Origin of the sequence: Kribbella sp. NPDC050820 (assembly GCF_040653975.1) — a bacterium.
Classification (GTDB): domain Bacteria; phylum Actinomycetota; class Actinomycetes; order Propionibacteriales; family Kribbellaceae; genus Kribbella.
The window spans coordinates 25683-43174 of sequence record NZ_JBFAHB010000057.1; the positions used below are offsets into that span (position 1 = coordinate 25683).

Annotated in this window: 17 protein-coding genes; 5 read left to right on the forward strand and 12 right to left on the reverse strand. The window is 69.6% G+C overall.

Features of this window, described 5'->3' with window-relative positions; all coding sequences use genetic code 11:
* Positions 1-4: 4 nt before the first annotated feature.
* Positions 5-988 (reverse strand): alpha/beta hydrolase, encoded by a 984-nt coding sequence (locus AB0H36_RS34955; RefSeq protein WP_360533744.1) that lies wholly within the window; start codon positions 986-988, stop codon positions 5-7.
* Positions 989-1058: 70 nt separating this feature from the next.
* Between AB0H36_RS34955 and AB0H36_RS34960 the strand changes: the two genes are divergently transcribed.
* Both AB0H36_RS34960 and AB0H36_RS34965 read left to right on the forward strand, forming a co-directional pair.
* Positions 1059-1589 (forward strand): TetR/AcrR family transcriptional regulator, encoded by a 531-nt coding sequence (locus AB0H36_RS34960; protein ID WP_360533747.1) that lies wholly within the window; start codon positions 1059-1061, stop codon positions 1587-1589.
* A gap of 67 nt (positions 1590-1656) precedes the next feature.
* Positions 1657-2706 carry an FAD-dependent oxidoreductase gene (locus AB0H36_RS34965; protein ID WP_360533750.1) on the forward strand — a complete coding sequence of 350 codons (1050 nt, stop codon included), beginning with the start codon at positions 1657-1659 and terminating at the stop codon, positions 2704-2706.
* 18 nt (positions 2707-2724) lie between these two features.
* Here AB0H36_RS34965 and AB0H36_RS34970 read toward each other — a convergent pair whose 3' ends face one another.
* The 3 genes from AB0H36_RS34970 to AB0H36_RS34980 all read right to left on the reverse strand — a co-directional run bounded on the left by AB0H36_RS34970 (position 2725) and on the right by AB0H36_RS34980 (position 7302).
* Entirely contained in the window at positions 2725-5556 is a 2832-nt protein-coding gene (locus AB0H36_RS34970; RefSeq protein WP_360533753.1) for a glycosyltransferase, read from the reverse strand.
* A gap of 208 nt (positions 5557-5764) precedes the next feature.
* A complete protein-coding gene (locus AB0H36_RS34975) occupies positions 5765-6811 on the reverse strand; it encodes a DUF5937 family protein (RefSeq protein ID WP_360533832.1) in 1047 nt (348 codons plus the stop codon).
* Positions 6812-6828: 17 nt separating this feature from the next.
* On the reverse strand, positions 6829-7302 hold the full coding sequence (locus AB0H36_RS34980) for a GyrI-like domain-containing protein (protein WP_360533756.1): 474 nt from the start codon (positions 7300-7302) through the stop codon (positions 6829-6831).
* Positions 7303-7404: 102 nt separating this feature from the next.
* Here AB0H36_RS34980 and AB0H36_RS34985 point away from each other — a divergent pair, with 102 nt between their 5' ends.
* Positions 7405-8697: a glycoside hydrolase domain-containing protein gene (locus tag AB0H36_RS34985; RefSeq protein WP_360533759.1), complete on the forward strand. Its 1293-nt coding sequence runs from the start codon at positions 7405-7407 to the stop codon at positions 8695-8697.
* 1 nt (position 8698) lies between these two features.
* On the opposite strand, the gene AB0H36_RS34990 is transcribed toward AB0H36_RS34985, so the two are convergent.
* Positions 8699-9070 carry a cupin domain-containing protein gene (locus AB0H36_RS34990; RefSeq protein WP_360533762.1) on the reverse strand — a complete coding sequence of 124 codons (372 nt, stop codon included), beginning with the start codon at positions 9068-9070 and terminating at the stop codon, positions 8699-8701.
* Between the two features lie 60 nt (positions 9071-9130).
* Here AB0H36_RS34990 and AB0H36_RS34995 point away from each other — a divergent pair, with 60 nt between their 5' ends.
* The gene (locus AB0H36_RS34995) at positions 9131-9592 is read left to right on the forward strand and encodes a MarR family transcriptional regulator (protein ID WP_360533765.1); all 462 of its coding nucleotides are present in this window, start codon (positions 9131-9133) and stop codon (positions 9590-9592) included.
* On the opposite strand, the gene AB0H36_RS35000 is transcribed toward AB0H36_RS34995, so the two are convergent.
* From AB0H36_RS35000 to AB0H36_RS35010, 3 genes are all read right to left on the reverse strand, one after another.
* A complete protein-coding gene (locus AB0H36_RS35000; RefSeq protein WP_360533768.1) occupies positions 9589-10857 on the reverse strand; it encodes a serine hydrolase domain-containing protein in 1269 nt (422 codons plus the stop codon). The genes AB0H36_RS34995 and AB0H36_RS35000 overlap by 4 nt on opposite strands.
* A 70-nt stretch (positions 10858-10927) precedes the next feature.
* Positions 10928-13747 carry a DEAD/DEAH box helicase gene (locus tag AB0H36_RS35005; protein WP_360533771.1) on the reverse strand — a complete coding sequence of 940 codons (2820 nt, stop codon included), beginning with the start codon at positions 13745-13747 and terminating at the stop codon, positions 10928-10930.
* A gap of 9 nt (positions 13748-13756) precedes the next feature.
* Entirely contained in the window at positions 13757-14638 is an 882-nt protein-coding gene (locus AB0H36_RS35010; RefSeq protein WP_360533774.1) for an alpha/beta hydrolase, read from the reverse strand.
* Positions 14639-14717: 79 nt separating this feature from the next.
* Here AB0H36_RS35010 and AB0H36_RS35015 point away from each other — a divergent pair, with 79 nt between their 5' ends.
* The gene (locus tag AB0H36_RS35015) at positions 14718-15185 is read left to right on the forward strand and encodes a MarR family transcriptional regulator (RefSeq protein ID WP_360533777.1); all 468 of its coding nucleotides are present in this window, start codon (positions 14718-14720) and stop codon (positions 15183-15185) included.
* Between the two features lie 17 nt (positions 15186-15202).
* On the opposite strand, the gene AB0H36_RS35020 is transcribed toward AB0H36_RS35015, so the two are convergent.
* From AB0H36_RS35020 to AB0H36_RS35035, 4 genes are all read right to left on the reverse strand, one after another.
* Positions 15203-16075: a YegS/Rv2252/BmrU family lipid kinase gene (locus AB0H36_RS35020; protein WP_360533780.1), complete on the reverse strand. Its 873-nt coding sequence runs from the start codon at positions 16073-16075 to the stop codon at positions 15203-15205.
* A complete protein-coding gene (gene tatC, locus AB0H36_RS35025) occupies positions 16075-16905 on the reverse strand; it encodes a twin-arginine translocase subunit TatC (RefSeq protein ID WP_360533783.1) in 831 nt (276 codons plus the stop codon). Before tatC ends, AB0H36_RS35020 begins: the two co-directional genes overlap by 1 nt.
* Positions 16906-16920: 15 nt before the next feature.
* Complete coding sequence (locus AB0H36_RS35030) at positions 16921-17223, reverse strand: twin-arginine translocase TatA/TatE family subunit (RefSeq protein WP_360533786.1); 303 nt, start codon at positions 17221-17223, stop codon at positions 16921-16923.
* A 62-nt stretch (positions 17224-17285) separates the two neighbouring features.
* The gene (locus AB0H36_RS35035) at positions 17286-17477 is read right to left on the reverse strand and encodes a hypothetical protein (RefSeq protein ID WP_360533789.1); all 192 of its coding nucleotides are present in this window, start codon (positions 17475-17477) and stop codon (positions 17286-17288) included.
* Positions 17478-17492 lie beyond the last annotated feature (15 nt).

The window sequence follows — 17492 nt, forward strand, 5'->3', positions numbered from 1 at the left end:
GTATTCAAGCCAGGTCCGTACCACGACTCGCCGCATCCGCGGTGCCGTCGCCGGACTGAATCATCGGCAGTACCCGGCTGACCAGCGCCTCGCGGAAACGCTCGGGTTGAGTGAAGGCTGCGAAGTGGCTGGCGTCCTCGATCAGCGCGATCTCCTTGTGCGGCGCGTCGATGTGCGCGACGTAGTCCTGCGCGAGGTCGGTCAGGGTGAGCACGTCGTCCGCGCCCTGGAAGACGAAGACCGGCAGCTCATAGCGGGCGGGCAGATCGTAGGCGTTGAAGGACATGTACTCACTGAACATGGCCTTCTGGGTGGCCAAAAAGCCGGCGAGCAGATGCCACGCCTCCCGCTTGGTGTAGACCTCCCCCTTGAGTGCCAGCGGGAACAGCAGCTTGCTCACGGCATTGGGCGTGACGGGGTCGGTCGCCATCGTCCACTTCATCTTGATCTGCCACGCCTTGAGGTCCCAGGCGGCCGGGTCGGCGCCGATCTTCTCCAGGGCGCGGACGGCCTTGGAGTTGCCGGCCGCGGTCACCCGCTCCAGGCAGCGGGCGTAGCCGAGGGCCTCGTTGCGGTGCATGTCGGCGTACAGGTCCGTGGTGACCAGCGCGGAGTACAGGTCCGGGCGGCGCTGCGCCAGCGGCAGGCCGATGATCGTGCCCATCGAGCCGGCCATCAGGACGATCTTGTCCTTGTCGAGATGGGTCCGCAGGAACTCGGTGACCTCGATCGCGTCCTCGAGATGCCGCTCGAACGGGGCTGTCTGCTTGGTGCCGCGGGCGCGAGTCTTGCCGCAGCCGCGCCGATCCCACTGGACGACGGTGAAGTCGCGCTCCCAGGAACGGATCAGCGGCGTGAACACCGCGTACGGCGAGCCCGGGCCGCCGTGCAGGACCAGGAGCACGGGGTTGTCGGCGCTCTCGCCGCGGATCTGGATCCACTGCTCGACGCCGCCGATGCGGAGGTAGTGCTGCTCGTTGATCGTCATGTGAAGCATCGTACGCAGGTCTTAGACATCTGTGCAAGACGATTGTCTGAGAACTCTGTATGATGTGGGCATGGGAAACCGGGAAGCCCTGATCCAGGGCGCCAAACAATGCTTGTTCGAGAAGGGCTTCACGCGGACGACGGCACGCGACGTCGCGACCACCGCCGGCGTGAGCCTGGCCGCGATCGGGTACCACTTCGGCTCCACCGAGGCGCTGCTCAGCCAGGCGCTGTTCGAGGCCGTGGGTGAGTGGGGCGCGCGACTCAGTGAGGCCATGGCTGCCGGTGGCGACCCGGCCGCCATCTGGGACGGCGTCATCGCCTCGGTGCAGTCCGACCGTCCGATGTGGACAGTGCAGTACGAGCTGGTCGGGCAGATCGACCGCGCGGAGCAGCTCCGCACGTTCCTCACCGATTCCCAGCGGTACGCGCGAAGCGAGCTGGCGGATCTCCTCGGCTCTCCCACTGGGGACGAGGAGCGGCGCCTACTCGGCGGGCTCTACCAGGCGATCCTGGGCGGCCTGGTCATGCAGTGGCTCATCGACCCGGACAACGCGCCCACCGGCGCCGACATCGTCGCCGCACTCAAGCTCGCCGCCTAGCCGGCACAGCCCCGAACCTCGGAGCTGGCCGGGGAAGAGCCGTCGGGTCCGGGGTGTTGGTCTGGGTGTGAAGGTTGTCGTGATCGGCGCGGGACAGGCGGGGTTGTCGGCTGCCTACCACTTGGTGCGGCTCGGGTTCACGCCGTACGACGAGGTCGTCGTACTGGACCGGAATCCGGCGGCGGGTGGGGCGTGGCAGCACCGGTGGGACTCGCTGACCATGCGGGACGTGCACGGGATCGCGAACCTGCCGGGAGTGCCGGTGCCGCCCAGTGCCGACGGCGACCGGGCGAACGCGTTTGTGCCGGCGTACTTCGCGGACTACGAGCAGCGGTTCGCGTTGCCGGTGCTGCGGCCGGTGGTGGTGTCGAGTGTGCGTCGGGTCGGGTCGCAGTTCGAAGTGCGGACGTCTGGTGAGACCTACCTGACCGAGGCGATCGTGAACGCGACCGGGACGTGGAACCGGCCGTTCATTCCCTGGTATCCGGGGATCGAGAGCTTTCGCGGGCGGCAGCTGCACACGGCGGACTATCGCGGGGCCTCGGCGTTTGCCGGCCAGCACGTGCTCGTGGTCGGTGGCGGCGCGTCGGCGGTGCAGTTGCTGGCGGAGATCTCCGAGGTCGCGACCACGACCTGGGTGACGCGTCGGCCGCCGGAGTGGCGCACGGGTGAGGACTTCAGCCCGGAGTACGGGCGGCAGGTGGTCGCCAAGGTCGAGGAGCGGGTACGCGCGGGACTACCGCCGCGGAGCGTGGTGAGCGTGACCGGCCTGCACCTCCGCGAGCAGGAACAGGACGCGCTGCGGCGCGGCGTCTACGAGCGGCAGCCCATCTTCTCCCGCATCACCCCCGACGGCGTCGAGTGGCCCGATGGCCGCACCTTGCACGTCGACACCATCCTCTGGGCCACCGGCTTCCGCGCCGACCTGGCCCACCTGGCCCCACTCCACCTCCGTGAGCCCTCCGGCGGCATCCGCATGAACGGCACCCAAACCGTCCTGGACCCCCGAATCCACCTCATCGGCTACGGCCCCTCAGCCAGCACCATCGGCGCCAACCGAGCCGGCTTCACCGCCGCCCGAGCGCTACGCAACCTCCTCCAACCAGCCGCCGCCTGAACCACCCCACGCGCCCCGCTACACCCGCTCGTCCGTCGTCGCTCCCTTCGAGGCGTTCTCCCGGTAGGTGTGCCACTTGGTCGGCGGGGGTTCGGGTGGGGCGGGCGAGAGTTGGCGGACGGTGGTGGCGCCGGGGGCCCAGGCGGCTTCGGGCAGCCTGTCGCCCATGACGTCGGCGTACACCGACCGGATGACCTCGGCCTGCGCGGCCCAGGAGAACCGGTGCAGCAGCCGGGGGTCGTCGGCGATGCGCTTGGCGATGCGGTCGCGGTCGGCGAGCACGTTCCAGACCGCCTGGACGAGGCTGTCCACGTCGCCCGCGGTGTAGACGGCGCCGAGGTCGAGCTCGTTCACCAGGTCGGCCTGGGCCGGGGTGTCGCTGGTGATGATGGGCAGTCCGGCGGCGATGTACTCGCAGAACTTGTTCGTCACCGCGATGTCGTGGTTGGGCGCGTGCAGCAGCGGGCTGAGGCCGATGCTGGCCGAGCGCAGGTACAGCGGCACGACCTCGGCGTCGACGAACGGCGCCAGGTGCACGCGGTCGCCCACGCCCAGCTCGGCTGCGCGGGTCAGCAACTCCGCGGTGACGGAGTTGGCCCGCGCAACGATCGCGAGGTGGACCTCGGGCAGCTGGGGCAGTGCCTCGACGACCGTCCCGACGCCGCGGGCGCGGTTGACGCCGCCGCCGTACACCAGCAGCGGGACGTCCTCGGACAGTTGCAGCAGCTCGCGCAGACCCGTGACCTCGGCGTCTTCCGGCGGCTCGACCGGCGCGTTCAGGACGACGTCGGGCAGGCTGGCCAGCTTGTGGTCGCGCTGCAGCCAGCGGGCCAAGGGCTCGGACACCGTGATGACGCGGTCGGCGTCGCGGATGAACTCGCGCTCGAGGTCGCTGTATGCGGCGACCCGGCGCGGGGCGACCACCGGCACGCCCGGGATGTACTCGTGGGCGTCGTAGATGATCTTGATCGTGCGGCCATCCAGGGCCGCCCGGTGCGCCGCGCGCGCCGCGATGCCGAGCATGAACACGTCGTGCACGTGGATGACCTCGATCTGCATCCGGTCCAGCAGCGGGCCCAGCGTCAGCTCTTGGTCGACCAACTCGGGCATCACCCGCCGCCAGCGGCCCGACGGCAGGCGGCGGTGCAGAGCGAGCAGCCGCTCGCGCCGCTTGCCGATGCCCAGGTCGGTGAGGTCGGTCGTCTGGTGCTTGGCCCGCCGGACGAGATAGGCGCGGGCGTGCAGGATGGCGCGACGCAGCCGCAAGGTCCGCCAGGTCACCGCCCGCCGCAGCCGGTCGACGGCCGGCCGCAGGGTCGGCCGGGACGAGCCGCCGGTGCGCTGGCGGTCGCGGCGGTCCCGGCCACGCTCGGCGCGCAGCTCGCGGCTGTCGTACTGCCAGCGGCCGTAGGCCAGCTTGTACTCGGCCTCGGTTCTGAACCACGGGTTGAGGTTGGCCTTGATGGTTGCCCACCGCTTGCGCCAGCCCGTCACCAGGACCTTCGACTGGATGGGCGGGCACAACACCTGCACCTTGCCGAGCCGGCGGATACCCCTGAGTCTGCGCCCGGGGATGCCGATGCAGGTGACGTCGAGGTCCCAGTTGGCCACTGTCTGCGCGTACTTGAGCACGCGGGCGTCGACGACGATCTCGTTGCCGGCCATCATGACGACCTTGGGCCGGACCCACGGCGGCTTCCAGTCCGCCGGCACCGTGCTCGGCTGCTCCACGAACGCGGCGAGCGTCTCGGCCGACCGGCGGCCGTCGTGCACCTGCTCGACAAAGGCCGGCCCGCGCGCCGCGACCGCGCGGGCCCGCTCCGGGTGCGCGATGAGGTCGAGCACGACCTGCTCGACGGTGTCCGGCGTCGCATCCACGATGGGCAGCTCGAGCCCGGTGTCGGCGGCCACGCGGTCGCGGACGTGCTGGGCGATGTGACCCACCACTATCCGGCCCGCCGCCATGGCCTCGCACGCGGCGACGCCGTAGCTGCCGACGCGGAACTGGTCGAGGACGATGTCGGCGTCGCGGTAGACGGCCGGCATGTCCGCCGGATCGACGCCCTCGACCCGGCGGTAGGTGATGAGCCCCCGCTGGGCCAGGCGCTCCATGATCGGGTCGATGAGCTCGGAGCCCTTCATGGCCGACTTGCTGGGCGCGTGGGCCACCACCGGCTTCTCGTGTGCGAGCACCGGGGCGTCGCTGCGCCAGGTGTCGACGTCGACGACCACCGGGCACCACGCAGCGTTCGGGACGTAGTCCAGAAGGTCAGGCGTCGAGACGTAGACCGGGCCCGGGTACGACGTGAACAGCTCGACAGCCCGGGTCGCGTTGCGCTCGAGCAGTTCGACGGTCTCGTCCTCGAGGTCGGGGAACGGCGACCACGGCTCGAGCTCGACGTGCCGGCTCGGTACGCGGACATCGGAGCCGTGCGCCATCAGCCCCAGGTGCAAGCCCTTGGAGATCAGGTGCTGGATGTCGCCGGCCGCGTCCGGTCCGTGCAAGGGACCGAAGATCGGCCGCGCCGCCTCGATCAGCACGTGCGTGTAGTTGCGCACGACATGGTTGTAGAAGTTCAGCTGCCATCGACGATGGCGCCGGTACGTGCGCGCCGGGACGCCGTAGTCGACCGGGTAGTCGAGGACTCCCCTGAAGAACGCGAACGAGGTCGCCAACGTGTCGGGTGCCCGCTCCTCGAGCGCGCGTGCCCATCTGGTGCCCTGCCCCGCGAAGTTGGCCGGGCCGACCAGCAGCCGGACGGGCGCGTCCAGCCGCGCCGGCATCCCGTCCCGGGTCGCCGGTGCGCTTTCCGGGCGCGCGTCCCTGCCCTTGTCTGTACTGCGATCCACTGTGTTGCCCCCCACGCCGCTGACAAGATCGCGCTGCGTTCTTGAGATTGCGGACTATACCGGTATTTGGGCAGGCGCTGCCCAGGACGGTTGCTGCTGGTGGCGCTCTTCCCCCTCTGTGTCCAGCGGGCCCGAGAGGTTGCCTCGGACTACTGGATAGATGCAGCGAACGTGCCGTTTGGTTGCAACGAATCGCGCACTTTCTTCGTCACCTCATCACGAGGTCCAGAAGGTCGGTGCCGAGGTTGCGGAAGGCGTCCTCGTCCAGGCGGTAGGCGACGAAGCGGCCCTGGCGTTCGGCGGTGACCAGGCCGGCTCGGGTGAGGGCGCGGAGGTGGCGGGTGACCTGCGTCGGGTGCAGTCCCCAGAGGCCGGCGATCTCGCCGGCGGTGCGGGGCTCGCTGGCCACGGCCCGGCAGACGAAGAGGCGATCCGGGGCGGCGAGGGCTTCCAGGCGGGCGCGGACCTGCTGGGCCGTGGGCACGGCCGGACCGCGATCGGCGGCCGGGTAGATGATCGTGAGCGGCTCCCCCGGCACCTCGCCGAGGAACAGGTGCGGCGCGATGTAGTTGCTGGGGACAAGCAGGAGCGAGCGTTCACCCAGGTCGATGCGCTTGTTCTGGACTTTCTGGACCAGCAGGCTGTCCTTGTCCCGCACGCTGATCGCGCCGTCCAGCGAGCACAGCATCGCGGCCACCCCGGCGCGGATCGCCAGGTCGCGATCCTGCCGGCCGCGAGCGGCCAGCGCATCCCGGGACTGCTCCCACACCTCCTCGAACCACTCCGACCAGCAGGCGTCGAGCAGGTCGAGGAACCGCCGTACCGGTTCGGCCGGGTCGGTCAGCAGCGCCTCGACGAGGGCGCCGACGGGCCGGCCCCGGCTCCGGGCCCAGCGCAGTACGGCGTCGGCGTCAGTGGCGCGACTGTTCGACGGCAGGCCGCGAAGGGGACGGATCAGGTCGGCCGCCAGGTCCTCGGGCCGGCGGGACCGCAGGGCCTCCAACTCGTCCTGCCAGGTCGGCACGCCGGTCGCCGTACTCGTCGCGAAACAGCGTGAGCGGACCGCCCGCACAGTCCACGTCCACTGCGCGAGCTCGGCCCGCAGGCCGTCGGACAGCGGTACGGCGGATGCCCACTCGGTCCGACCGTGGTGGCGCGGCTCGGCCAGGACGTGCAGGGCGCAGCCGAGCTCGATCAGCGGGGACGCGACATGCCGGATCCGTTCCGGGTCAAGCCGGCTGATCCCGGCGAGCACGTTGGGCAACGGCGGGCTCAGTCCTTGAGCTTGAACTCGAGGTCGGTCTCCCAGTCGTTCATGTCCGGGACCTCGCGCGGGTCGGACCGGTAGATCTCGAGCCGGGCCGTCCAGTTGTTGCCGTGGGCATCCCACTCCAGGCCCTGCTCGGCCGCCCACTCGAGCAGGTCGCGGGTCGCGCCGAGCAGGCCGTCCGGGTGGCCGTGGTGGGTGGCGCTCACGTACCGGCCGGCCGGGAGCACGCCCGCGACGATCTCCCCCTCGCCGTGGTGCAGGTCGTCGACCGGGAACCCGATCTCCAGCACCAGCCCGGCTTCCATGTCGACGACGTCGTACTTGAAGAACGGAGCGTCGTTCGGGGCGACCTCGTGCGCGGCCAGCCAGGACACCACCTCACCCATCCGATCGGCGAACGCGCCGATCCCGTCCATCGCGACTTTCCCCCGCAACGCGACGTACGGCCGCTCCTCGCGCTTCACGATCTCCGGCATCCCACGACCTCCCGACTCGACGCTTCCCTCAACTTAACGCCTGCGCAGGACTGGCGCCCGCCAGGCTCCCGGCTGTCTACTACTCAGGTGGGGGTGATCGTAATGATCCGGGTCAGGGTGCTGGCGGTGGCTGTCGCGGTATTGGCATTGGGGTTGCCGATGACGGCTTCGGCCGAGCCGACGACGCCGTTGACCTATCCGGCGGGGAGTACGGCGACGCGGTTCACCGGGTATGCGTTCGACACGTGCACGGCGCCGACGGTCGCCCAGATGACGGCGTGGAAAGCCTCGCCGTACAAGGCGATCGGGATCTACATCGGCGGCGTCAACCGCAGTTGTGCGCAACCGCAGCTCACGCCCAGCTGGGTCAGCAGCGTGACGCGAATGGGCTTCCGGCTGATTCCGATCTACGTGGGCTACCAGGCGCCTTGCACGTTCCGGACCAACGCCGTGAAGATGACCGCGCCGTCCGCCACCACCCAAGGCGGCCTCCAGGCCAGGGATGCGATCGCCAGAGCCCGGGCGCTCAACCTGCTGGCCGGTAGCGCGATCTACTTCGACCTGGAGCACTACAACGCGGCTGATGCGACCTGCAAGACGACGGTGCTGCGCTTCTTGTCGGCCTGGACGAAGGAGCTGCACCGGCTCGGGTTCCTCTCCGGCGTGTACGCGCACCAGAACTCGGGAGCGCCACACCTCGCGTCGGCGTACAACTCCACGTCGTACGCCCGGCCGGACGCGCTCTGGATCGCCCGCTGGGACGGCATCAGCTCGCTCACCGGCTGGCCGACCGTGCCCAACTCCTTCTGGGCGGTCGGCCAACGCGGCAAGCAGTACCTCGGCGACCACAACGAGACGCACGGCGGCGTGACGCTCAACATCGACAGCGACCGCTTCGACGCGCCGGCGGCGAGTGTCTGGTACACGTACACGGTCCGGACCACGATCCACTCGTACGCCGGCCCGTCTACCGCGTACCCGGTCCGGTCCACGATCGCGGCGAACGCCGGCGTACGGATCGTCTGCCAGACGTTCGGGCCGAAGATCGGCACCACCAGCGTGTGGAACAAGCTGATCGACGGCACCTACGTGACCGACTACTACGTGCGGACACCGAACAAGACCGGCTACTCCGCACCCATCCCCGGCTGCAGCAACGCCTTCCAGACCACGATCAACAACCTGACCCGCCGGCACGGCCCGGGTACGTCGTACGCCGCGTACCCAAGCCCGCTTCCGATCGGGTCCCTGGCCTGGGTGACCTGCCAGCGCGCCGGCTCCAGGGTCGGTACGACGTCCGTCTGGGACCGGCTGAGTGACGGCAGCTGGGTCACCGACTACTACGTCGCCACCACCAGCAACACCACCTACACCGCACCGCTCCGGCGCTGCTGACTCACTGCGCCCACGGCGGCTGAACCGTCGTACCGTCCGCCATCGTCCCGGTGAAGCCGGCGGTGACGGCGACGTACAGCTCGGCCGGGCCGGCGCCGAGGTTGGTCAGTCGGATCGGCTCCCCCGCGGCGACCACGACGGCGTCGCCGGCGCCGAGCTTGTCGCCGTCCGGGGTTACCTGCACAGTGCCGTCGAGCACCATGAACACCTCGTCGCGGTCGACGGTGTGCGGCTGGTCGCCGCCGGCGCCGGGATCGACGGTGAGCTTCCACGTGCACAACCCGGCCGACCCGAGGCTCGGCGCCGCCATCACCGTGAACCGCACGCCGGGCAGCTCGAACACCGGCGCCTCGCCCGCTCGGACAACCTGCATGTCCCCTCCTTCAGATAGTCAAGCTGACTTGACCAAGCCAGCTTGACTATCATGGAGGGCATGACACGATCTGGCAAGCCTGATTTCGGGATCCTGCTGCTGTTGGCCGAGCAGGAGTTCGTCCGGGGGCTGCGGGCCGAGACCGCCGCGCAGGGGTTCGACGACCAGGGCCGGTCGGACGGGTTCGTGCTGCGCACGCTGGGCGCCGGGCCGACGAGTATCAGCGGACTCGCGGAGCGGCTGGAGATCACCAAGCAGGGCGCGAGCCAGATCGTCGACGACATGGAACGGCGCGGATACGTCGAACGGCGTCCCGACCCGTCCGACGCCCGCGCGCGCCTGTTGCACCTGACCCCGCGGGGCGAGGCGGCGCTCAACGCGGCCCGGAAGTTCCACCAGGCCTACGAGCGCAAGCTCCGAAGGCAGTACGGCGACGACGCGATCGACACCGTCCGCGCCGTACTGACCTCGATGGCAGGTGAGGCGCAGGTGCGCACCCCACACTTCAGGTCGCTGTTCTAGCTGAAGTACTTGGAGAAGTAGTCGTGGGTCGGCCAGGTCTGCACGCCGTTGGCCGCGGTCCACATCGCCGCGTCGATGTCGGCGTACGACTTGCCGCTGGCGTCGTCGCGGCGGTTGAAGATGGCCGCCCAACTCATCCCGGACGAGGTCCGGACCAGCAGGCTGTAGGTGCCCGGCAGGCTGCCGGTGTGCCAGGTGTTGCGCCCGGTGCCGCCCGACGTCGGACGCACCTGCCAGCCGAGGCCGTAGTACCAGCCGTTGCTGATGCCGGTCTCCGGCTTCGCCCAGATCGCGTTCAGCGAGGTGGAGTTCAGCACCGAGGACGACGCGTCGAACATCCGGGCCCAGCGGACCAGGTCCGGCGCGCTGGCGATCCAGCCGCCGTTCGCGTCCTGGATCCGCATGCTGAATGTCCCGTACGGCGATGCCACCGTCGCGCCGGTGTTGTCGAGCACGGTCCTGCCGGTGTACTGCGACTCGTACGGCATCTCACCCGTGTGCTTGGCGATACTCCAGCCCAGCGCCATCCGCTTGATCTTCAGCGGGGTCAGCAGCTTCTGCTGGACGTAGGCCGCGTAGCTCATGCCGCTGACCTTCTCGATCACCCGGCCGGCCAGCACGTAGCCGAAGTTCGAGTAGACGACCTTGGTGCCCGGCGCGTGGTTGATCGTCTGGCCGGCCATGTACTTGATCACGTCGGCGTGCTTGAGCTCCATCGGCACGTTCAGCGCCTTGGAGATCGTGGCGTCCTTGAAGTTCGGGTCACCGGTCAGGTCGCGGTCCCAGCCGCCGAGGTGCTGCAGCAGCCGCTTGATCGTCACCGACGACCAGCGCGCGTCCCGAGTCTGGCCGGTCGGCGGGGTGATGGTGAGGATCTTGGTGACCGGCGTGGACAGGCTCAGCTTGCCGTCCTGCACCAGCTTCATGATCGCGGCCGCGGTGATCGACTTCGACACGCTCGCGATCCGGAACAGCGAGGTCGGCTGGACGTCCAGCGAGGTGGACGTGCTGTAGCCGCGGGCAAGCACCAGGCGGCCCTTGTAGGTGACCGCGAGCTGGCCGCCGGTGATGCCGCGGGCCTGCATGAAGGTCTTCATCTGGCTGTCGAACCCGGCCAGCGCGGTGACCGCGGTGCCGGTGGTCTTCCAGGTCGCGGCGGCATCGGCGGAACGACTGAGCACCGTCGTCCCCACTCCGGTGCCGACGGCGGCAGCCGCCCCGGTTGCGACAGCAAACTTCCCGAGGTTGCGGCGCGACAGCTCCACGAACGTGTTCTCCTTCAGGTGTTCAAGGCAGGGGGCAGTGCCTGAGGAGTCTCTCACCGCGTGGGTTCGTCTACGGCTCGTCGACCACCGAGGCGTACGAGATCACACCGCGCCGGATCTGGTCCACGACAGCTCGTGCGGTGCTGCGCAGCTGGGTGTCACCGGCGGCGTCGGCGACCTGCTCGGTGAGGTCGATCAGTTGCTTCACCCAACGAACGAAGTCACCCGCGGCAAGGTCGGACTCGTACAGCACCTCGGCCAGCGAGGCGCCCGAGGCCCAGCGGAACGCCGGCCAGCAGAACCCGAGGTCCATCGACCGCAGGAAGTCGACCCGCATGTCGCGCTCCAGGGCCGACAGGTCCCGCCAGATCGACCCCATCCGCTCCAGCGCCTGCCGTACGTCGCCACGCGGCAACCGTGGTGACGTCGGCTCGTCCTTCGCCCGCGACTCGTAGACGAGCGCAGCCAGGCACGCGGCCAGCTCGGGCACCGTCAGGTCGTCGAACACGCCCTGCCGCAGGCACTCCGCCGCGACCAGGTCGAGCTCGGTGTAGATCCGCGCCAGCCGGTCGCCGGCCTCGGTGGTCTTGTCGCCGTCCAGGTAGTGCAGTGCGTCCAGCACCTGGCAGACCCGGTCGAACTGGCGGGCGATCGTGTTCGTCCGCTGCTCGATCTTCCGCTGCACGTCGCGGTTCTCCCGGTCGAGCCGGAAGTACCGCTCGGCCCAACGGGCGTGGTCCTCGCGGTCCGAGCAGCCGTGGCACGGGTGCGCGCGCAACTGCGCCCGCATCTCCTGCAGCTCCGGGTCGTCCGCATGACTGACCGCGTCGCGGCCGCGGGCGCGCGACGGCGGCCCGTCCTCACCCAGCATGTCGGTGCGGCTCCGCAGCACCTGGGCCAGCTCGCGCCGCTGCTGCGGGTTGCGCGGGTTGAACTTCTTCGGGATCCGCAGCGACCCGATCGCCTCGACCGGGGTCGGGAAGTCGATCATCGACAGCTTGCGGACCTGCCGGTCCAGCGTCAGCACGGTCGGCCGCGGGCCCTCCCGCTCCGAGCGCATCCCCGGGTCGAGCACCAGCGCGAAGCCCGCGCTGCGGCCGGCCGGGATCCGGACGATGTCGCCGATCCGCAGCTTCTCGATCGACTCCTGCGCCTCGATCCGGCGGTCGAGCTTGCGCCGCTTCGACCCGGACGCCTCGCGCTCACCGATCCGCCGGCGCAGGTCGGCGTACTCGAGGAAGTCGCCGAGGTGGCAGTCGATCGACTCCTTGTAGCCCTCGAGCGCCTCGGTGTTGCGATGCACCTGCCGGGCCAGCCCGACCACCGCCTGGTCGGACTGGAACTGCGCGAACGACAGCTCCAGCATGTCGCGGGCCCGGGTCCGGCCGACCTGGCGGACCAGGTTGACGGCCATGTTGTACGACGGGGAGAACGACGACCGCAGCGGGTACGTACGCGTCGAGGCCAGCCCGGCCACGGCGCGCGGATCGAACCCGGGCTGCCAGAGCACGACCGCGTGCCCCTCGACGTCGATCCCGCGCCGCCCGGCCCGTCCGGTGAGCTGGGTGTACTCCCCCGGGGTGATGTCGACGTGCGCCTCGCCGTTCCACTTCGACAGCTTCTCGAGCACGACGGTGCGGGCCGGCATGTTGATGCCCAGGGCAAGCGTCTCGGTGGCGAACACGACCTTGATCAGGCCGCGTGCGAACAGTTCCTCGACGACCTCCTTGAAGGCCGCCAGCATGCCCGCGTGGTGCGCGGCGATCCCGCGGCTGAGCGCCTCGGCGAAGTCGTGGTACCCGAGCACGCCGAGGTCCTCGTCCGGCAGGTCCGCGGTCCGCTCGGCCAGCACCCGCTTGATCTCGTCCCGCTCGTGCGGCTTGGTCAGCCGCAGGCCGGACCGCAGGCACTGCAGCATCGCGTCCTCGCAGCCCTTGCGGGAGAAGATGAAGTAGATCGCGGGCAGCAGCGCGCCGGCGTCCAGCTCATCGACCACGTCGGACCGGAACGGCGTGAAGTGCGTCCGGCTGGGCCGGTTCTTCGGCAGGTCGCGCCGCCGCCGCGGCTTGCGCGAGTCGTCGCGGAAGACCCGGTTGTCGTCGCGGGCGATCCGGACCAGCTGCGGGTTGACCAGGTCCTTCAGGTCGGGCTGCGCCGCCTTGGCCGGGTTGCCGGACTTGTTCTTCGCAGGTGCGCCGACCCTCGCGGTCGGCGCTTCCCCGGCGAACAGGTCGTGCAGCCGCTTGCCCACCATCACGTGCTGGAACAGCGGCACCGGCCGCTTCTCCTCCAGGACGACGACGGTGTTGCCGCGGACGGTCTCCAGCCAGTCGCCGAACTCCTCGGCGTTGCTCACGGTCGCGGACAACGACACCACCGACACCGAGTCGGGCAGGTGGATCAGCACTTCCTCCCACACCGCGCCGCGGGAGCGGTCGGCCAGGTAGTGCACTTCGTCCATCACGACGTACGACAGGCCGAGCAGGGTGCTGGAACCGGCGTACAGCATGTTCCGCAGCACCTCGGTCGTCATGACGACGATCGGGGCGTCGGAGTTGATCGAGTTGTCACCGGTCAGCAAGCCGACCTTGTCGGCGCCGTACCGGCTGACCAGGTCGGCGTACTTCTGGTTGCTCAGCGCCTTGATCGGGGTGGTGTAGAAGCACTTCTGCCCGCGCTGCAGGGCCAGGTGGACGGCGAACTCGCCGACCAGCGTCTTGCCGGACCCGGTCGGCGCCGCCACCAGTACCTGATGCCCGTCCTCCAGCGCCGCACAGGCCCGCAACTGGAACTCGTCGAGCTCGAAGTCGTACAGCCGCCTGAACTCCACGACCGCCGGATGCTCCTGGTCCGAGCGAAACACGGCGTACTTCTCGGACGGAGTGCTCATGCCCCCAATCTATGCGACCCGACCCCCAAGAAACGTCGCGGCGTGGTCGAGGGCCTCGTCGGCCTCGTCCAGGAGGCCGGCCATCAGGGGGTAGACGTGGGGTGCGCCGGCGACTACGTCCAGGCTCACGTCGACGTCTTGTTCGGCGGCGTGGGTGGCCAGGCGGAGGGCGTCGTCGAGGAGGACCTCGGCGCTGCCGACCTGGATCAGGAGGGGTGGGAGGCCGGTCAGGTTGGCAAGCAGGGGGCTGGCCAGGTCGTGCTTGGGGTCGTGGCCGGCGAGGTAGTGGTCGGCGTACTCCTGCATGTGGGCGCGGCTGAACAGCGGGTCGAAGTCGCCGCGGGTGTCCATGCTCGCGCCGGACAGCGTGAGGTCGGCCCAGGGCGAGAAGACAACGGCAGCGGCCGGCAGCCGGAGGTCCTCGCGTCGCGCGGCCAGCATGGTGGCGAGGACCAGCCCGCCACCTGCGGAGTCGCCCGCGATCACCATCGGACGGCCGGTCTCCACGAGCGCTTTGTACGCCGCCAACGCGTCATCGAGCGCAGCCGGGAAGGGATTCTCCGGTGCGAGCCGGTACTCCAGCGAGACCGCCTGGAAGCCGGTACGGCGGGCCAGCGGGGCCGCCAGGTTGGCGCCGGTCCGGGCCGAACCGACGACGTAACCGCCGCCGTGAAGGTAGAAGATCACCGCGTCGCCATCCGCACCGGCGACATCGACGTCCAGCGCCGGGACGCCGCCCAGCGTGCGCTGCGTCAGCGTGACGTCGTCGCCGAGCGGCCGGGTCGCGAACAGTTCGTCGAACCCGGCCCGCTGCTCCGCCACGGTCCGGCCGAGGTCGCCCTTGGTGATGATGGCTCGCGCCGCGGCGCGTTGTTCGAAGGTCATCGTCATCCTCCGCTGGATGATAGATTCCGAGGAATATAGTTCCTGGTAACCAGATTCCTCAGCAGCTCATTCCCCAGGATGCCGAGTGACCGATCTCACAGCACTGTTCACCGACCTGGTCCGGCTGGAGACGCGGCTGTACAACGTGCTCGACGCCCGGCTGAAGGCGGAGCACGACCTGCCGCTGGGCCAGTTCGAGTTCCTCCGGTTCATCGCGGCCCGCGGGTCGGCCCGCGTGCACGACCTCGCCCACCAGATGGCGATCACCGTCGGCGCGACCAGCAAGGCCGTCGACCGGCTCGAGTCCGCCGGCCGCGTCCGCCGTACGGCGAATCCGCACGACCGCCGCTCGTCGCTGGTCACGCTCACTCCGGAAGGCGAGCGCATCCTCGCCGCAGCAGCCCCCACCGTCGAGGCGGAGCTCACCACCTGGGTGGGTTCGGTGCTGCCTGCCGGCGTCGTCGAACAGTTGGCAACGACCCTGTCCATGCTCCGTCAACGAGCCGAAGCAGACCACCGAACTGACCGCCCCGAACCCAGGGTCACGCCTTAGAGAGGGAAGGTTGTGTCTCAGGCGAAGACGGTGAGGGCGCCTGGGGCGATGGTGATGTCGACCGGGAGCGGGCCGAGCGGCTCGCCGTCGGCGTACGCGGTGATACCGGGCGACTCGATCCGGACCGACTTGCCGCGCAGCGTCAGCAGCCGGGGATCGCCGACGTGCGTGCCCTTGGCGAGCTTCGGGAACAGCTGCAGCAGGGTCAGCCGGGACAGCGGCGAGATGATCGTGACGTCCAGCAGGCCGTCGTCGATCTCGGCGCCGGCGCAGATCTGCAGTCCGCCGCCGTACGTCGGCCCGGTGCCGACTGCGACCAGCATGGCCCTGGTCTCGATCACCTGGTCGTCGACGGTCACGACGTACTCGAGCGGGGTGAAGGTGCGGAGCTCGGCGAGGGTGGCGACGGTGTAGCGCGAGTTGCCCTTCGGCCAGCTCATCGCGTTGGCGCGCTTGTTCACCAGGGAGTCGAAACCGCCGGCAACCACGGTGGTGATGTACTCGTCCTTGGCCACCGCGAGGTCGACCGCCCGGGTGTTGCCGGCCACGATCAGGTCGGCCGCCGCGGCCGGATCCTTCAGCGGTACGCCGATCCCACGGGCGAAGTCGTTGCCGGTGCCGGCCGGGATCGCGCCGAACGGCATCCCGGACTTGGCCAGCACCTGGGCGCCGAGGTGGATGGTGCCGTCGCCGCCGATCAGCGCGACCGCGTCGGCGCCGGAGGCGATCACGTCGGCCGAGATCCGGCCGACGTCCTCGGCACACGTCGTCGAGTACTCGTCGACGGTGAGCCCGGCCGCCTCCAGCCGCCCGCGGACGACCGGCGCCACCCGGGCACCGAGGCCCTTGCCGGAGGTCGGGTTGACCACCAGCGCTACTTTCCTGCTCATCAGTCGGCCAGGAGCTCTTCGGTCTTGCGGGCCCGGCGGCGGTCGTTGAGCCGGGAGATCACCTCGGCGATGAAGAACAGCACGCACATCGGGATCGCCAGCAGGCACATCGTGAACGGGTCACCGGACGGGGTCGCGACCGCCGCGAACACGAAGATGACCAGCACGATGTACGGCCGGAACCGGCCCAGCGCGGCGCCGGGGACGATCCCGAGGATGTTCAGCAGCACGACCACCAGCGGGATCAGGAACGCGACCCCGAACACCAGCATCGTGCGCAGCACGAAGTCGAGGTAGTCGGGCAGCTCGACCAGGTTCTGGATGTCGAGCGGGGTGAAGCCGAGCAGGATCTCGATGCCCTTCGGCAGCGTCCAGTAGGCCACCCAGATACCGCCGGCGAACAGCGGGGTGGCGAGCGCCGAGAAGACGTAGGCCCACTTCCGCTCGTTGCGGTGCAGGCCGGGCGCGATGAACGCCCACAGCTGGTAGAGCCAGACCGGCGCGGCCAGGATCAGGCCGAACAGCGCCGAGATCTTGATCCGGAAGGTCAGCGCGTTGCCGACGCCGGGGAAGGTGAGCTGCGGGGTCTTCGTGTTGCCCGCGTCCTTGGCCATCTCGGCGACGCTGGTCAGGAACGGCTTGGTCAGGAAGTCGAAGGCCTGGTTGTAGAAGATCCAGCCCACGATCGTCCCGGCCACGATCGCGAGCACACTGATCACCAGCCGGTTGCGCAGCTCGATGATGTGCTCGCGCAGGGTCATCCGACCCTCGTCGTCCTTCGGACGGCGCTCCTTGGGTTCCTTACGCCGTCCGATCTTCACCAATGACACCGGCGGGTGCTCGGCTCAGTTGGCCGTGTGCGGCGGCAGGCCGTCGCCTGCCTGGCCGTTCACCTGGTTCGGCTGCTGGGCCGCCTGCGGCTGCGCCTGGGGGGCGGCCTGCTGGGTCGGCGCCTGGGCCGGCTGGGTGGTGCCCTCGGTCAGCTCCGGCTCCTTCTTCTTCGGGCCGACCTCTTCCTCCCAGATCTTCTTCGACTTGCCGAGCTGCTTCACCAGAGCCGGCAGCTTGGCCGATCCGAACAGCAGCACGACGATGGCGAGGATGATCAGCCACTCCGCGCCCTGGGGCATACCGATGAGTGGTGCCATGTCGATCTCCCTTTCACAAAACTTCTAGGTGGACGCTCGAGCGTGCGAACGTGGGCCGAATACTACGCCGGTGCTCGCTGATCCTCGCGGGTCTGTCCAGACCCGGCCGTGGACATCGCGGCGTCCAGCTTGGACTGGGCGGCGACCAACTCACGCGTCAGCGCCTTGCCCTGGCCCCACAGCCTCTTCGCGAGCAGGGCGAGGACGAGCAGCCACACCGCCACCACACCGAGGAAGAGCAGGAACCAGTACATACCCAGGAGCCTAGC

Coding starts and splice junctions, on each gene's coding strand:
- AB0H36_RS35030 (WP_360533786.1), bottom strand. CDS start 17,223: ATGGCACCACTCATCGGTATGCCCCAGGGCGCGGAGTGGCTGATCATC.
- AB0H36_RS34985 (WP_360533759.1), top strand. CDS start 7,405: ATGATCCGGGTCAGGGTGCTGGCGGTGGCTGTCGCGGTATTGGCATTG.
- AB0H36_RS34995 (WP_360533765.1), top strand. CDS start 9,131: ATGACACGATCTGGCAAGCCTGATTTCGGGATCCTGCTGCTGTTGGCC.
- AB0H36_RS35035 (WP_360533789.1), bottom strand. CDS start 17,477: ATGTACTGGTTCCTGCTCTTCCTCGGTGTGGTGGCGGTGTGGCTGCTC.
- AB0H36_RS34990 (WP_360533762.1), bottom strand. CDS start 9,070: ATGCAGGTTGTCCGAGCGGGCGAGGCGCCGGTGTTCGAGCTGCCCGGC.
- AB0H36_RS35010 (WP_360533774.1), bottom strand. CDS start 14,638: ATGACGATGACCTTCGAACAACGCGCCGCGGCGCGAGCCATCATCACC.
- AB0H36_RS35020 (WP_360533780.1), bottom strand. CDS start 16,075: ATGAGCAGGAAAGTAGCGCTGGTGGTCAACCCGACCTCCGGCAAGGGC.
- AB0H36_RS34955 (WP_360533744.1), bottom strand. CDS start 988: ATGACGATCAACGAGCAGCACTACCTCCGCATCGGCGGCGTCGAGCAG.
- AB0H36_RS34960 (WP_360533747.1), top strand. CDS start 1,059: ATGGGAAACCGGGAAGCCCTGATCCAGGGCGCCAAACAATGCTTGTTC.
- AB0H36_RS34980 (WP_360533756.1), bottom strand. CDS start 7,302: ATGCCGGAGATCGTGAAGCGCGAGGAGCGGCCGTACGTCGCGTTGCGG.
- AB0H36_RS35005 (WP_360533771.1), bottom strand. CDS start 13,747: ATGAGCACTCCGTCCGAGAAGTACGCCGTGTTTCGCTCGGACCAGGAG.